The organism is Polynucleobacter sp. AP-Jannik-300A-C4 (genome assembly GCF_018688335.1).
Classification (GTDB): Bacteria; Pseudomonadota; Gammaproteobacteria; order Burkholderiales; family Burkholderiaceae; genus Polynucleobacter.
In genome coordinates this window covers 1,783,341-1,798,797 of sequence record NZ_CP061316.1, presented here as the reverse complement: position 1 = coordinate 1,798,797, position 15,457 = coordinate 1,783,341, and the positions used below count along the sequence as shown (strand labels likewise).

Below are 15,457 nucleotides of genomic sequence, written 5' to 3'. Positions count from 1 at the left end.
CCTTTCCCATGAATCCTTCTGAACTTCGCTCCACTCTGGCCTTAGCAGGCATCTTTGGCCTCCGTATGCTGGGCCTATTTCTGCTTTTGCCGGTTTTCAGCATCCATGCACACGGTTTGCCGGGCGGCGAACATGCTCTATGGGTTGGATTAACCCTGGGAATATTCAATATTGTCCAGGCCTGCTTCTATATCCCTTTAGGCCGGCTTTCTGACCGAATTGGCCGAAAACCTGTCGTTTTGTGGGGCTTGTCTTTATTCGTTGCGGGTGCCTTAATTTGCGCTGCTCAAGACGATCTTCTTTGGATTGCTATTGGCCGCGGGGTAATGGGCGCTGGTGCGGTCTCAGCTGCGATTTCCGCTTGGGTTGCCGATTTAACGCGTGAGCAGGTGCGCACTCGGGCTATGGCCTTGGTGGGAGGGAGTATTGCTCTATCTTTTGCTTTGTCGCTCGTGATTGCTGCCCCAATCTATCGATTAATTAGTTTGAGCGGAATTTTTGTAGTCTTAGCGGTATTAGGTATTGGTGCGATGTTTGTTGCTTATTACATTCTGCCAAGTTCTAAGCCCGAGCCAAGGGTGCAACAAGCAAGCCTGAAGGAAGTCTTTTTGCGTCCTGAGTTAATGCGTCTTAATGCCGGCGTATTTGTTTTGCATGCAACTCAAGTAGCGATGTTCTTAGTGGTACCGCGTTTATTGGTGCAAGCAGGCTTGCCCTTGCCATCACATTGGCAGGTTTATCTCCCTGTTGTTTTGCTCTCCTTTTTCCTAATGGCGCCGATTCTAATTTTTGGCGAAAAGAAGCAGCAGCTAAGAACCATCTTATTGGTGGCGATTGTGTTGCTCCTGATTGCTGAATTTGTATTTACAAGCACTCACTCTATTATTGGCATTGCGATTGCATTGTTAATTTACTTTGTAGGTTTCAACTTACTTGAAGCGTTACAGCCATCATTAGTCTCTCGTTTTGCCAAAGAATCTAAGGGCACAGCATTGGGTGTTTACAACACTACTCAGTCGATAGGCCTCTTTACAGGTGCTGTCATTGGAGGATATTTGATGGATAGCCACGGTGATTTATCGGTCTTTGTTATGGGTGCAGTATTGCTTTTATGCTGGCTTATAATTGCTTGGTCGATGCGTGAATTGCCTGCGAAAGTAGTCGTTTCAAAGGATGAAGTGGCAAAGGCATAACCGTAGCTTCATTGGTTTAATTAAAGCTAGTAGTTTATTTTTTAGTAGTAATAACAGTAGTATTTTTCTTCGGGAGACAACATGGCTTCGGTAAATAAGGTCATCATCGTAGGTAACGTAGGGCGCGACCCAGAGACACGTTATATGCCAAGCGGCGACGCAGTAACCAATATTTCAGTAGCGACATCAGATCGTTACAAAGATAAGCAGTCTGGCGAAATGAAAGAAACCACAGAATGGCACCGCGTTGCATTCTTTGGCAAGCTTGCAGAGATCGCTGGTCAATACCTCAAAAAAGGTTCACAAGTTTATGTAGAAGGTCGTTTACGTACGCGTAAATGGACTGATGCCAGTGGCCAAGAAAAATATTCCACCGAGATCGTTGCAGAAACAATGCAAATGCTGGGTGGTAAGCCAGTGGGTGGCGGTGGTGATGGTGGTGAAAGTTATAGCCGCTCAAAGCCGGCTGAGCAGTCTGCACCAGCATCCTCAAATGCTGCATCCCTAGGCGCAATGGATGACGATATTCCGTTTTAATTGGTGCGTAAGCAGTTATTTGACTGCATAGCAATCAACCCCAGCAAGCATAAGCTTCCTGGGGTTTCTTTTTGATGTAGGCGTTTGCGATGCTTAATTTGCTGTATTCACCTTAAAATGTGCTCATGAATCTCCTAGGGGCAATCAAATCTCCACTTTTGGCATCTGTAGCCATTTGCATTGGCGTTTTGCCACAGTCATCCTTGGGAGCCCCCTTTTTCTTTCCAGACATGAACCCCTCTTTTGTTAAAGGGGATCCTCCGGATTGGTTAAACGAAGGGCGAGGTAATGACGGATACCTCACGATTAGTTCTGAAGTAATTCCTGTGAGTAGTTGTACGCAAATGGCTAGTCGTAGTTTTTGGGGATCTGATAAAACGCAACTCGTATTATCGGTTGTGACTCAGGGCTTCAAGGGTAAGCTCGATAAGTTAGAAATTCCGATTGCTACCTTTGATGGAAGAGAGGGCGGTTCTGAGTGCGCCTCATTGAGTACCACTCCATTATTAATAGTGCCCATGACGGTGCTGGGAACTTATTCCATATTCAATCCAGGAGCGCTCTCCTTAGTGCTCAATGTCAGAAGTTCAAGTGACTCTAATCAGGATTTCATTGGTTCTGCCAAATTGCTATTGGGGGCTGCTGCAATTGTTGCAACTGGTGGTTCAGCAGCTGCGATCGGCGGAATTTCAGCAACAGTTGGAAACTCAGTGGTAGGTGAGACCCAAAAGAAAGCTAATAGTCTTTTACAGGGAATGATTGACGCTAAGGTGCCCGTTACTTTTAATTGGTCAGAATTGCGCAAAGGGATTCGAGCGGTTGAAATCCTAGTTTACAAAGCGGATCAAAGTGTTGGCAGCCTGAGTGACAAGCAAATTCTGCAATTACAAAAAGATCCTAAATCTGAAAAACAACTTCTGTTTACTGTAAAACTGGAGTTTCAATTTTTTCGCAGCGTGTTTTATCCAACAGTGTCCCAAATTGAGGGATTGGCAAGTCGAGAAAATCTTTCATCTGAATACATTTTAAATTTCCAAATGCCTGGCTCAGGACTCAATTTTATGCAGATCTTAAATAGCTCAGCACCTAGCCTACTTCAGCGTATTTCTAAAGCAGAAGGCCTTGATTTGGCAAAAGCTTGTTCATCGGGATTTACAAAACTTAAGGCTGCTGGGCTTGATGATGTCGATAGTGCCATTGTCATGAAATCATTTATTGACGAAGCGAGAGATGATGCCGATTGGTATGCAAATCCAGCGCTAGTTAAAAGCTGTTTCTCGCAAGCGCCTAGTATTCAAAAAAATCTTGAGCTGATTTATGGGCCCAGCGTAGCACCAGTAAAACAGGTGACCGAGCCTTAGTTATTGCCTAGCGTGGCGCGTATTGTCAGGCCAGGGCGCATTGTGATCGGTGCGGAAGGGGTTGATGTCTAGACCACCGCGTCGGGTGTAACGAGCGTAGACGGAAAGTTTCTCCGGTTTGCACTGGCGCTTGATGTCGGTAAAGATGGTTTCAACGCAATGCTCATGAAACTCTCCCTTTTGCCTAAATCCGATTAAGTAGCGCAGCAAGCCTTCTTCCAAAATCGGACGACCTTGATAGCGAATTTGCACGCTAGCCCAATCGGGTTGACCTGTCACCGGACAATTGGATTTGAGTAAATGCGAAACCAAGCATTGCTCGATGGGTCCAAATGATTCATTTACTTCAAGCAAGCCAGGATCTGCAGATAGGCTCGGATCAATTTCGATATCCAGACGGTCCATGAGAACGCCACTCATCTCTTGTATTCCTTTTTTAGCAACCGCTTCAGTGGGATTGATGCGAGTGGCAATCTTGCTACCAGCTACTGCCGATAAATCGGCGATCAATCTTTCGCGGATTTCCGCTTCATCTTCAAAGCGAGCGTTATTCAGGCTATTTAAGTAGAGCTTGAATGATTTGGACTCAATCATGTTCGGAGAGTCAGCTGGTATCTGAAATTCCGCTAGAGCAATCTGGGGTTTCCCTTTTTTATTGAGCCAGCCAAGTTCAAAGGCATTCCAAATATCAACACCAACAAAAGGTAAGGCTTGATTGGGCTTGATATCAAGCTTAAGGCGATTCTCTGAACGCGGAATAGGAAAGAGCAAACTCGGATCGTATTGATCGGGATATTGCGTTGCTTGACCAAGAGAAAGTGTGGACATTAGCTTTTAGGTTTATTGGATACGCCAGATACGACATGACCAGTAGGCGCTACTGATGCAGCAGATTGGCAGTGACCTGTTTGATCATCAAAGAAGAAGTCTGGCTCAAATTCGCGCAGGAACTCACTTTTGGAAAGTCCGCCGAGGAACATGGCTTCATCCACATCGATACCCCAAGCCATGAGCGTACGAATAGCACGCTCATGTGCAGGCGCTGAGCGAGCGGTGACTAAAGCGGTGCGAATGCGCATGCCCTTCTCACTAGTGGTGCGTTGCAAGCGATGCAGCGCTTCTAGCAAAGGTTTAAATGGGCCCGGTGGCAGAGGGATCGCAGCTTTTTTACTTTCGTGGTCTACAAAGGCAACCAAGCCTTCACTCTGAAATACTTGCTCCGCCTCATCGGAAAACAAAACAGCATCTCCGTCAAAGGCGATACGGATTTCATTGGGATGAGACTCTGCAGTCTTGCTAGATTCTGGATAAACACGTGCAGCAGGAAAACCTGCGTCAATCGTGGCACGCACATCGTCTTCGTTAGCTGAGAGAAATAAGTTGGCATGTAGCGAGCGAAGGTAGTGATAAGGTGGGCGCCCCCTGGTAAATACGCCGCGCTCCAAATGAAGGCCATGATGTTCGGCTGAACGGAATACGCGTAAGCCGCTAACTGGATCATTGCGAGAAAGAATCACTACCTCAACACGCTGCTCACCCTCTTCGTTGAAAGCGAGCAACTTCTTTACCAATGGAAAGGCAACGCCTGTTTGTGCAGCTTTAGATAAACGCTCTAATTGGAGTTTCATATAGGCGCTGTCATCTGTGGATTCGAAAATACGATTTTCTTCTTCGAAATCAAATAAGGCGCGCGATGAAATCGCAACAACGAGTTTTCCAGTGAGTGTGTATGACATTTACGAATTACATCTCATTTAAGGAACAGGCGATAAGCGGGATTATCAGTTTCATTCCAGTGTGGGTAACCAAGCGAAGCCAAGAAGTTTTGAAACTTCTTTTGCTCATTTTTGGGAACCTGAAGACCTACTAAGATGCGGCCATAGTCTGCACCATGATTGCGGTAATGAAATAGGCTGATATTCCAATTGGGCGCCATGCTGGTGAGGAACTTCATGAGTGCACCTGGGCGCTCTGGAAATTCAAAGCGATAGAGTAGTTCATCCTGAGCAAGAGTAGATCGACCACCCACCATGTGGCGCAGGTGGGACTTTGCTAACTCATCATGTGTCAAATCGATCGTTGCAAATTTTGCTTTGCGAAAATGCTTTGCAATAGTGGTGCTATCAGCAGCCTTTTGAGTGCCAATACCAACAAAAATATGCGCTTCGCTTTGGTCGGCAATACGGTAGTTGAATTCAGTGACATTACGCTTACCAAGTAACTCGCAGAAGCGCTTGAATGAGCCACGCTCTTCTGGAATGGTGACTGCAAAAACGGCTTCGCGGAATTCACCAACATCAGCGCGTTCGGCAACAAAGCGCAGGCGACTGAAATTCATATTCGCACCACAAGCAATTGCTACCAATGTTTTCTTTTTCAGACGATGCTTCTCGACATACTTCTTCATACCGGCAATGGCTAAAGCGCCAGCCGGCTCCAGAATGCTGCGGGTATCTGTGAAAACATCATTGATGGCAGCGCAGATTTCATCTGTATCAACGGTGATGATGTCATCAACTACGCGTTTGCAGATGCGGAAAGTTTCTTTACCAACGAGTTTGACTGCGGTGCCATCGGAAAAGAGGCCGACATCTTTCATCTCGATGCGCTTATTGGCTTCGAGCGATCTTCTCATTGCATCTGAATCAACCGACTGAACGCCGATCACTTTGGTTTTAGGGCTAACTGCCTTGACGTATTCACCGATGCCTGCAATCAGGCCACCACCACCGATAGCGACAAAAATGGCATCGATAGGATCTTGATACTGCTGAAAAATTTCTTGGGCAATCGTTCCTTGTCCAGCAATGACATCAGGGTCATCAAAAGGATGGACAAAGGTTAAGCCCCGTTTTTTTTCCAATAATTCAGAGTATTGGAAGGCATCGCTATAGGACTCACCATGCAAGATGACTTCAACCCAAGACCCGCCGCGCGCCTTGACTGCTTCAATTTTGACGCTGGGGGTGGTGAGGGGCATCACGATGACTGCCTTGCACTTCATTTTGGCTGCTGCCAAGGCCACGCCTTGGGCATGATTCCCAGCTGAAGCTGCAATAACCCCCCGTTTCAGGGCTTCTGGGGGTAAATGGGCCATTTTGTTATAGGCGCCACGCAGTTTGAAGGAGAAAACCGGCTGGTTATCCTCTCTTTTGAGTAAAACTTGATTACCTAAGCGCTTCGTGAGTTCGGGGGCTACTTGGAGCTCTGTTTCCCTGGCCACATCGTAGACTCGGGCCGATAAAATTTTCTTTAAATAGTTCGTTGCCATGCGATGAGCGTACCATGAATGGGCTCTAAGCCCTTAGATTTGCAAGGGTTTATCGCCTTAGACCAACATCTTTCTTGGTTTCCTGCCAATATCAAGATCCCTCAATTAAAATGCATATTTATCAAATATGACGCTATGAACGCTCCATTAGCTTTGAACCAGTTGTTGGATGCCGAAGCGGGCTCACCCCGCCTCCGCGAAATCCCCTACAACTACACCTCTTTTTCCGATCGTGAAATCGTTATTCGCTTGTTGGGTGAGGAGTCATGGCGCGTTCTGAATGATTTGCGTGGAGTGCGTCGCACTGGCCGCTCGGCTCGCATGTTGTTTGAAGTTCTGGGTGACATCTGGGTTGTGCAACGCAATCCTTTCCTGCAAGATGACTTATTGGATAACGCCAATCGTCGCAAATTGTTGATTGATGCTCTTTGGCATCGTCTTGGCGAGGTGAAGAAAAGATCTAGTGGTGAATCTGCTGAGCAAGTTCAGGTTTTGTTGAAAGCCGCACATCATGCGGTTGAAAGTTTTGAGCAGGGCTTTAAGGAAGTTACTGAAATTCGTAAGCGCGCTCGTAAAGAGTTGGGCCGCATTACTGCCTCTGACAATATTTGTTTTGATGGTGTCTCACGTGCAGCGCATGTGACTGATGCAACAGACTGGCGTGTTGAGTTTCCATTGGTAGTGCTTAAGCCGGATTACGAATCTGAAATCCCTGGTTTAGTGAAAGCCTGTGTTGAATTGGGTTTAACCATCATTCCTCGCGGAGGTGGTACGGGTTACACCGGTGGCGCTATTCCTCTCTACGCTATGTCGGCAGTGATTAATACTGAGAAGCTTGAGCAAATCGATGCCGTCAAACTCAAACACTTACCGGGTGTAGGGCATGAAGTTTCTACAATCTTTACTGGGGCTGGTGTAGTCACTCGTAGAGTGTCAGATGCTGCAGAGCGCTCTGGGCTGGTGTTTGCGGTCGACCCAACTTCAGCTGATGCGAGTTGTATTGGCGGCAACATTGCCATGAACGCTGGCGGTAAGAAGGCGGTCTTGTGGGGCACAGCACTTGATAACTTAGCTAGCTGGCGCATGGTCGATCCAGAGGGTAATTGGCTAGATATCGAACGTCTTGACCACAATCTGGGAAAAATTCACGTAGTAGATAAAGTGCGTTTTCAACTGACTTGGTCTGATGGCTTGAGTGAACCCGGCGAACGCATTCTTAAAACAGAAACTTTGGAAGTGGAAGGTAAGCGCTTCCGTAAAGAAGGCTTAGGTAAAGATGTGACTGATAAGTTTTTATCAGGCTTACCTGGCGTTCAAAAAGAAGGCTGCGACGGTTTAATTACCAGTGCTACTTGGATTTTGCATCGCATGCCTAAATACATGCGTACGGTTTGCTTAGAGTTTTTTGGCCAAGCACAAGAGGCGATCCCAAGCATTGTAGAAATTAAAGCCTATCTCGATGGCTTGAGTAAAGATGGTGGACCAATTCTTGCTGGCCTAGAGCATTTGGATGATCGTTACTTAAGAGCGGTCGGATATTCCACGAAGTCCAAGCGTAATGCTTTGCCTAAGATGGTATTAATTGGCGATATTGCTGGCGATGATGAAGAGGCGGTGGCTGCAGCGACTAGTGAAGTTGTGCGCATGGCTAACAACCGAGTGGGCGAAGGCTTTGTGGCCGTTAGCGCCGAAGCACGTAAGAAGTTTTGGCTAGATCGTGCGCGTACTGCTGCGATTGCTCGCCATACCAACGCTTTTAAGATCAACGAAGACGTGGTGATCCCATTGCCACGTATGGGTGAGTACACCGAGGGCATCGAGCGCATCAATATTGAACTCTCGCTTAAAAATAAATTACAAGTTTTAGATGGTCTCGAAGCATTTTTGACAAAGAGCGCCTTGCCGCTTGGTAAAAATGACGAAGACTATGAGATCCCTAGCGCTGAAATCTTAGGTGATCGTGTTCAGCAAGCGTTAGAACTGATTGCTAAAGTCCGGGCGCTTTGGTCAGACTGGTTGACACAGATGGATACGTACTTCCCAGATCTGCAGAATTACAGTTTACGTGCTTCATGGAAGACTGAGGTTCGTGCTGAACTGAGAATCATTTTTGGCGGCTTGGCGTTTGAGCCCATCCTCAATGAATTAGAGGCTATTCACAAAAACATTTTACGTAAGCGTGTTTTTGTGGCCCTACATATGCATGCTGGTGACGGTAATGTGCATACCAATATTCCGGTGAACTCGGATGACTACGAGATGTTGCAAGATGCACATCGTGCAGTCGATCGGATTATGAAACTGGCCCGCTCATTAGATGGCGTGATTTCGGGTGAGCATGGGATTGGTATTACAAAGCTTGAGTATTTGACTGAGGAAGAGCTCAAAGATTTCCGCGCTTACAAAAAACGTGTAGATCCTGAAGGCCGCTTCAACAAAGGCAAGTTAATGCCGCATGCGGATCTCAGCATTGCCTACACTCCGAGCTTTGGTTTGATGGGTCATGAGTCCATCATCATGCAGCAAAGTGATATTGGTGCAATTGCAGATAGCGTGAAAGATTGTTTACGCTGCGGTAAGTGCAAGCCGGTGTGCTCTACACATGTGCCGCGCGCAAACTTGCTTTACAGTCCACGCGACAAAATTTTGGCAACCTCGCTGTTAATCGAAGCCTTTTTGTATGAAGAGCAGACACGCCGTGGCGTATCGATTCGTCATTGGGAAATGTTTGATGACGTTGCAGCGCATTGCACTGTATGTCATAAGTGCTTAACGCCATGCCCAGTCAAAATTGACTTCGGTGATGTCACCATGAATATGCGCAACTTATTGCGTAAGATGGGTCAACAACGTTTCAATCCAGGAACAGCGGCATCTATGCTCTTCTTGAATGCCACTGATCCAGACACAATCAAGTTGGCACGTAAGACTATGATTGGTTGGGGTTATAAGCTTCAGCGTTTGGGCAATGATGTATTCCGTAAGCTGGCGCGTAAGCAAACTGCTCATCCACCTGCAACGGTTACCAAGCCCAATATTAAAGAGCAGGTCATTTTCTTTGTAAATAAGAAGATGCCTGGTAACTTGCCGAAGAAAACAGCACGTGCACTTTTAGATATTGAGGACGCAAATTACGTACCAATTATTCGCGATCCAAAAACGACTTCTGCGGATACAGAAGCGGTGTTTTATTTCCCGGGTTGCGGCTCTGAACGTTTGTTCTCGCAAGTAGGTTTGGCTACGCAAGCAATGCTGTGGAATGTGGGTGTACAGACGGTATTACCACCAGGCTATCTCTGCTGCGGTTACCCACAGCGCGGCAATGGCGACTTCGATAAAGCAGAGAAGATGATTACAGATAATCGCGTCCTCTTTCATCGCGTTGCGAATACCCTGAATTATTTAGACATTAAGACAGTCGTAGTTTCGTGCGGTACTTGCTACGACCAATTAGCGGGTTATCAGTTTGAACAGATCTTCCCGGGTTGCCGCATCATCGATATTCATGAGTATTTGCTCGAGAAGGGCGTTAAGCTCTCAAATGTCACTGGCGTGAAATATATGTATCACGATCCATGTCACTCACCGATGAAGTTGCAGGATCCACTCAAGACAGTGAATGAGTTGATTCAACTTGAAGATGGCAAAGCCATTCAGAAGAATGATCGCTGCTGCGGTGAGTCTGGAACGCTTGCTGTAACTCGCCCCGATATTTCGACTCAGGTCCGCTTCCGTAAGCAGATCGAGATGGAGAAGGCTGCTAATGAATTACGTAAAGACGATTTCACTGGCGATGTCAAAGTGCTAACAAGCTGCCCTTCTTGCCTACAAGGCCTTACCCGCTTTGATGCGGACAGTGATACGACTGCTGATTACATCGTAGTTGAAATGGCGCAAAAATTATTGGGTCCTGATTGGATGCAGGATTATGTGACCAAGGCAAATCAAGGTGGTATTGAAAGGGTATTGGTTTAATGATTCCAACGAATGTTGTAGTACATCAGCAGTCAAAAGTTTTAGAGCTCTCTTATGAGAACGGCAATACTTATCGTCTTCCTTTTGAGTTCTTAAGAGTAGTTTCGCCCTCGGCTGAGGTTCAAGGCCACGGGCCTGGACAGGAGACTTTGCAAACCGGTAAACGTGAAGTCCTCATCGCTAATCTTGAGCCGGTAGGTCATTACGCATTGAAGCCTTCTTTTTCAGATGGCCATGATTCTGGTTTGTATTCATGGGATTACTTGCAATTTTTGTGTGAGAACCATGAAGCGCTTTGGAAAGAGCATTTAGATAAATTAGCTGCTGCTGGATTAGACCGAGATGCTCCAATGGGCGTTGCTGGTGGCAAGTCTTGCGGTAGTCATTGAGTATTTCATCAGATAGAGCAAAGAATATGAGTAAAACTCACTTTGGGTACCAAAGCGTTGATGAGGCTGAAAAAGCAGGTAAGGTCGCAGAGGTATTTCACTCTGTAGCTAGTAAATACGATGTGATGAATGACTTAATGTCATTCGGTCTTCATCGCTTGTGGAAGAAAGTCACCATTGCTCGTGCGCAAGTTCGCCCTGGGCAAAAAGTTTTAGATATCGCTGGTGGTACAGGTGACTTGGCTGCGGCATTTGCACGTGCGGCAGAATGGGGTCATAACCCAGAGGCGCAAGTGTGGTTAAGCGACATTAATGCTTCCATGCTTGGAGTTGGTCGCGATCGTCTTCTAGATCAAGGCTTGGCTTTGCCCTGTGTTCAGTTTGATGCAGAGAAAATCCCTTTTCCCAATAATCATTTTGACGTGGTGACCGTAGCTTTTGGTTTGCGCAATATGACTCACAAAGATGTTGCTTTGGCAGAGATGTTGCGGGTCATTAAGCCAGGCGGTCGAGTTCTGGTGCTGGAATTTTCTAAGCCAGATGCTTTTTTACAGCCAGTCTATGACACATACTCTTTCAAGGTTTTACCTTGGTTGGGTGAAAAAATTGCCCAGGATTCTGAGAGCTACCGTTATTTAGCCGAATCCATTCGGATGCACCCAGATGCTCAAACCCTTAAGGAAATGATGTTGCAGGTCGGTTTTGATGAGGTGGATACCCATAGGATGACTGGGGGTATCGTTGCGCTCCATATTGGTATTAAATACTAGTGAATTTGTAGTTTTTAGCAGTCGAGAATTAAAGAAGTTTCATAGGAGATTAAAAGATGAATAAGCATTTTTTCAAGGCAACTTTATTAAGTATCAGCTTAATTTTTGCCACGGTTGGTCATGCTGATGCCGCTCGTTTAGGTGGCGGTAGAAGTATTGGTAAGGCACCAAGTGCGCCAATGCAAAAACAGGCTGCTCCTGCACAAAAACCAGCTCAACAAGCTCAACCAGCTACACCAGCCACGGCTCCTAAAGCACCGGCACCTAGTCGCTTTGGCGGCATGGGTGGAATTCTTGGCGGGCTTGCTGCGGGATTGGGCATCGGTTACCTCTTATCTCATTTTGGTTTGGGTGAGGGCGCCGCTTCTTTGATTACTGGATTGCTGATTGCAGCCTTAGCAGGTTTTGCCATCATGTTTGTAATGAGAAGAATGATGCCTGCTTTATCGGGCGCTAATAAAGGTCCTCAAGTAGCTTCCCAGGGAATGCAGCGTGCCAATATGGATCAGGTACCAAGGCATGAGCCTGCATTTACACCAGCTGCAAATGCTTTTGGCGGTATTGCTAGTGAGCCAGCGCCATTCCAATCCACCTTGCCACCCGGTTTTGATGAATACGCATTTTTGGATAATGCAAAGCAATATTTCTCCACCCTGCAAAAAGCATGGGATCAGGGTGATTTAGCTGCTTTGCGTGAGTACACCACGCCTGAAATGTTTGCAACGATTGAGCAAGACCTATCAGGTCGTGCTGATAGTGCTAACCAAACTGATGTAGTTACCCTCAATGCACAGTTATTGGGAATTGAAACGGCAGACAATACTTATTACTGCAGCGTTCAGTTCACAGGCATGATTCGTGAACAAGCAGGCGCACAAGCAAATAATTTTTCTGAAATCTGGAACTTAAGTAAGCCTGTAAGCGGTCCTGGAGGCTGGGTACTAGCGGGTATTTCTCAGTTAGTTTAAGCTTGAGGTACTTTCCCTTGAAAGCCCGCACTTGTGCGGGTTTTTTACGCTTATGACTACCGCTTCTTCTGCTACCCATCACATTGCCGCTTCTGCTGTCTCTCAAGGCATTAATCACGTGCTTAAAGCCGAGCCATGGGCTATGGCAGAGTTGGCTCGACATGCTGGCAAAGTAATTTTGCTGGGTTTGCCAATCGGCAACTTGTGTTTTGAGATAGCGCCTGAGGGCTCTTTGGTTGCTGTGAGCAATATTGATGCTCCATCTCTTGAGCTGGAAGTCTCTTCTGAAGTGCTGAGCGTTTTAGCTGGAGGTTCAGGTAATTTACGAGAGCAGGCTATGAAGTCCGTCAAGATCACTGGCGATGCTGACCTAGCGCAATTATTAGGTCGCTTGGCAGGACAAATTCGGTGGGAGTATGAAGAAGATCTGGCGCGCTTCATCGGGGATGCGCCTGCTAATTTTGCTGTACGCCAAGGTAAGAAATTTGTTTCTGCCGGGAAAGCTGCAGCGACTGACTTACTTGAGAATGTCATTGAGTATGTCAGCGAGGAAAGAAGAGTGCTTTTGAATAAACGAGATTTTATGATTCATAAAGATGAATTAAACACTTTGCGTGATGCAGTTGATCGTATAGAAAAGCGCATCCAAATTTTAGAGCGAAAAGGTTAATTCATTGTGCGTCGTCTAGCCCGCCTTTCCTTTATTTTCTTTACTGCATGGCGCTATGGCATGTTGCCATTACTGCGCGATATTCTGAAGCCTGGTATTCGTCGTTGCATATTGACTGTCATTTGTTGGACCTCTCCAGGCCAATCTTTACCTAGAGGTGAGCGGATTCGTTTGACCCTAGAAGCATTGGGTCCAATCTTCGTGAAATTTGGGCAAGTACTTTCTACGCGTCGCGATTTATTGCCTGAAGACATTGCCAACGAGTTGGCGAAACTACAGGATCAAGTCCCGCCTTTTTCTAATGAAGAATCTTGCCGCCTCATTGAACAGGCGCTTGGACAATCCATCGAGGAAGTATTCATTAGTTTTGATGCAACTCCCGTGGCTAGTGCCTCTGTGGCCCAAGTGCACTTTGGCTTATTACGTGGAACCGAGAAGCATCCAGAGTGGGAGGGCCGCGCAGTTGCTATTAAAGTTCTGCGCCCTGGCATTCTGCCAATCATTGATGGCGATCTTGCTTTGCTTTATGACTTAGCAAAAATTATTGAGAGACTCTCTGAAGATGGGCGTCGATTAAAGCCTCGTGAAAATGTTGCTGAGTTTGATACTCATCTGCATGATGAATTAGATCTGATGCGCGAAGCAGCAAACGCAAGCCAGTTGCGTCGCTACTTTGTCGATTCAAAGAAGCTGATGATTCCAGAGATGTATTGGGATTTATGTCATACGAATGTCATTGTGATGGAGAAGATGGATGGCATCTCGATTGGACGAACAGCAGATTTACGCGCTGCTGGCGTTGACTTCAAAAAGCTTGCAGCTGATGGCGTAGAAATATTTTTCACCCAAGTATTCGAGCATGGCTTCTTTCATGCGGACATGCATCCTGGCAACATCATGATCAGTCTTGAGCCAGAAACATTTGGTAGATTTATTTCTTTGGATTTCGGTATTGTTGGCGCGCTGAGCCAGTCTGATAAGAGTTATTTGGCATTAAATTTCCTCGCCTTCTTTAATCGCGATTACCGTCGCGTTGCTGAATTACATATTGAGTCCGGTTGGGTTCCGGCAAATACGCGTGTTGAAGAACTTGAGGGAGCGGTGCGTTCTGTTTGTGAGCCTTACTTTGATCGCCCACTGAAAGAAATTTCTTTAGGGATCGTGCTGATGCGCTTATTCCAAACTTCCCGACGATTTAAGGTGGAAATTCAGCCGCAACTCACTTTGCTTCAGAAGACCTTATTGAATGTTGAAGGTCTTGCGCGTCAGCTTGATCCAGACTTAGACCTCTGGAAGACTGCAAAGCCAATTTTGGAAAAATGGGTCAGTCAGCAACTTGGTTGGCGGGCTTTGGTTGACGGCATTAAGGCTGAGGCGCCAAGTTGGGCGCAAATCTTGCCGACCCTGCCGCGTTTGATTGCGGAGAGTTTGGCGCAGGCACGCATCCCCCGTAGAGAGTCAAATGCTGAATTGGAGGTCTTAAAAGGCCTTTTATTGCAGGAAAGACGTACCCATCGCCTCTTGGCGGGTGCTTTGCTATTTGCCGGCGGTTTTTTGGCTGGGATTCTGATAATCGGCCTTGGTCTTTACTAGTCTGTCGCCTGCCGGCGCTTAAACCGCTAAAATGCCAGGTTAGGCAAAGTTCAAGCATAGGCAAATGAAAAAATACTTCATCGCAGGCATTCTGGTGTGGGCACCAATTTCAGTCACCATTTGGGTGATTGCATGGGGTTTGGGCCTGCTCGACGGTGTTTTTGGCTCTGTTATGCAAGCCCTTATCACCATTTTCCCCAATCAGTTTGCTGGAGATTTACGGCATTTCCGTGAGTTGCCGGGTGTCGGCATTCTGATTGTTATTGCAGTCATCATGATTACTGGATTACTTGCAATTAGTTTTGCAGGGCAATGGTGGCTGAAGATATGGCACCAGTTCATGAATCGCATTCCTATTGTGCGATCAATTTATTCCAGCGTTCAGCAGGTCTCCTCCACACTATTTTCTGGTAGCGGCCAAGCTTTTAGCAAAGCATTATTAATTCGTTATCCCCATGCAGATTCTTGGGCGATTGCATTTCAGACTGGTATGCCAGCTAAAGAAGTAGCTGCGAAGTTGGGTGAGGACTATGTCAACGTATTCCTACCAACCACACCAAATCCGACTTCTGGATTTTTTATGATTGTCCCTCGTGCGAACACCATTGAATTAGAGATGAGTGTCGAAGCGGCGCTCAAGCATATTGTTTCAATGGGATCTGTTCCTCCCACTAGTTCAACTAGTTTGCCCGTGATTGGGCCAAACCATCATCTTTGATTTATAGGAAAT

General features: G+C 46.5%; 13 protein-coding genes. 10 read left to right on the top strand and 3 right to left on the bottom strand.

The window, feature by feature from the left end; translation table 11 throughout:
- Window positions 1-8: 8 nt before the first annotated feature.
- The 3 genes from FD975_RS09330 (at window position 9) to FD975_RS09320 (ending at window position 3,091) form a co-directional block, all read left to right on the top strand.
- Window positions 9-1,193, top strand: a complete 1,185-nt coding sequence (locus FD975_RS09330) for an MFS transporter (protein ID WP_215302114.1) — start codon at window positions 9-11, stop codon at window positions 1,191-1,193.
- A gap of 81 nt (window positions 1,194-1,274) precedes the next feature.
- On the top strand, window positions 1,275-1,730 hold the full coding sequence (gene ssb, locus FD975_RS09325; RefSeq protein ID WP_015422053.1) for a single-stranded DNA-binding protein: 456 nt from the start codon (window positions 1,275-1,277) through the stop codon (window positions 1,728-1,730).
- A 125-nt stretch (window positions 1,731-1,855) separates the two neighbouring features.
- Window positions 1,856-3,091, top strand: a complete 1,236-nt coding sequence (locus FD975_RS09320; RefSeq protein ID WP_215302113.1) for a hypothetical protein — start codon at window positions 1,856-1,858, stop codon at window positions 3,089-3,091.
- Here the strand turns inward: FD975_RS09320 and queF are convergent, their stop codons facing one another.
- Genes queF through ilvA form a run of 3 tightly spaced genes read right to left on the bottom strand, consistent with a single transcriptional unit; the run spans window position 3,092 to window position 6,362 of the window.
- Window positions 3,092-3,919, bottom strand: a complete 828-nt coding sequence (gene queF / locus FD975_RS09315) for an NADPH-dependent 7-cyano-7-deazaguanine reductase QueF (protein WP_215302112.1) — start codon at window positions 3,917-3,919, stop codon at window positions 3,092-3,094.
- Window positions 3,919-4,827: a 5'-nucleotidase gene (locus FD975_RS09310; protein ID WP_015422050.1), complete on the bottom strand. Its 909-nt coding sequence runs from the start codon at window positions 4,825-4,827 to the stop codon at window positions 3,919-3,921. The genes queF and FD975_RS09310 overlap by 1 nt, the downstream gene beginning before the upstream one ends.
- Before the next feature lie 14 nt (window positions 4,828-4,841).
- Window positions 4,842-6,362 carry a threonine ammonia-lyase, biosynthetic gene (gene ilvA, locus FD975_RS09305; RefSeq protein ID WP_215302111.1) on the bottom strand — a complete coding sequence of 507 codons (1,521 nt, stop codon included), beginning with the start codon at window positions 6,360-6,362 and terminating at the stop codon, window positions 4,842-4,844.
- 135 nt (window positions 6,363-6,497) lie between these two features.
- Between ilvA and FD975_RS09300 the strand changes: the two genes are divergently transcribed.
- The 7 genes from FD975_RS09300 (at window position 6,498) to FD975_RS09270 (ending at window position 15,445) form a co-directional block, all read left to right on the top strand.
- Window positions 6,498-10,337: an FAD/FMN-binding oxidoreductase gene (locus FD975_RS09300; protein WP_215302110.1), complete on the top strand. Its 3,840-nt coding sequence runs from the start codon at window positions 6,498-6,500 to the stop codon at window positions 10,335-10,337.
- A complete protein-coding gene (locus FD975_RS09295; RefSeq protein WP_215302109.1) occupies window positions 10,337-10,726 on the top strand; it encodes a gamma-butyrobetaine hydroxylase-like domain-containing protein in 390 nt (129 codons plus the stop codon). Before FD975_RS09300 ends, FD975_RS09295 begins: the two co-directional genes overlap by 1 nt.
- A gap of 26 nt (window positions 10,727-10,752) precedes the next feature.
- Window positions 10,753-11,496: a bifunctional demethylmenaquinone methyltransferase/2-methoxy-6-polyprenyl-1,4-benzoquinol methylase UbiE gene (gene ubiE, locus FD975_RS09290; protein WP_215302108.1), complete on the top strand. Its 744-nt coding sequence runs from the start codon at window positions 10,753-10,755 to the stop codon at window positions 11,494-11,496.
- Window positions 11,497-11,552: 56 nt separating this feature from the next.
- Window positions 11,553-12,464, top strand: a complete 912-nt coding sequence (locus FD975_RS09285) for a Tim44 domain-containing protein (RefSeq protein ID WP_215302107.1) — start codon at window positions 11,553-11,555, stop codon at window positions 12,462-12,464.
- 52 nt (window positions 12,465-12,516) lie between these two features.
- Window positions 12,517-13,134, top strand: coding sequence for an SCP2 domain-containing protein (locus tag FD975_RS09280; protein WP_215302106.1), 618 nt, complete (start codon window positions 12,517-12,519; stop codon window positions 13,132-13,134).
- 6 nt (window positions 13,135-13,140) lie between these two features.
- Entirely contained in the window at window positions 13,141-14,727 is a 1,587-nt protein-coding gene (ubiB, locus tag FD975_RS09275) for a ubiquinone biosynthesis regulatory protein kinase UbiB (RefSeq protein ID WP_215302105.1), read from the top strand.
- A 64-nt stretch (window positions 14,728-14,791) separates the two neighbouring features.
- On the top strand, window positions 14,792-15,445 hold the full coding sequence (locus FD975_RS09270) for a DUF502 domain-containing protein (protein ID WP_215302104.1): 654 nt from the start codon (window positions 14,792-14,794) through the stop codon (window positions 15,443-15,445).
- The last annotated feature ends 12 nt before the right edge of the window (window positions 15,446-15,457 follow it).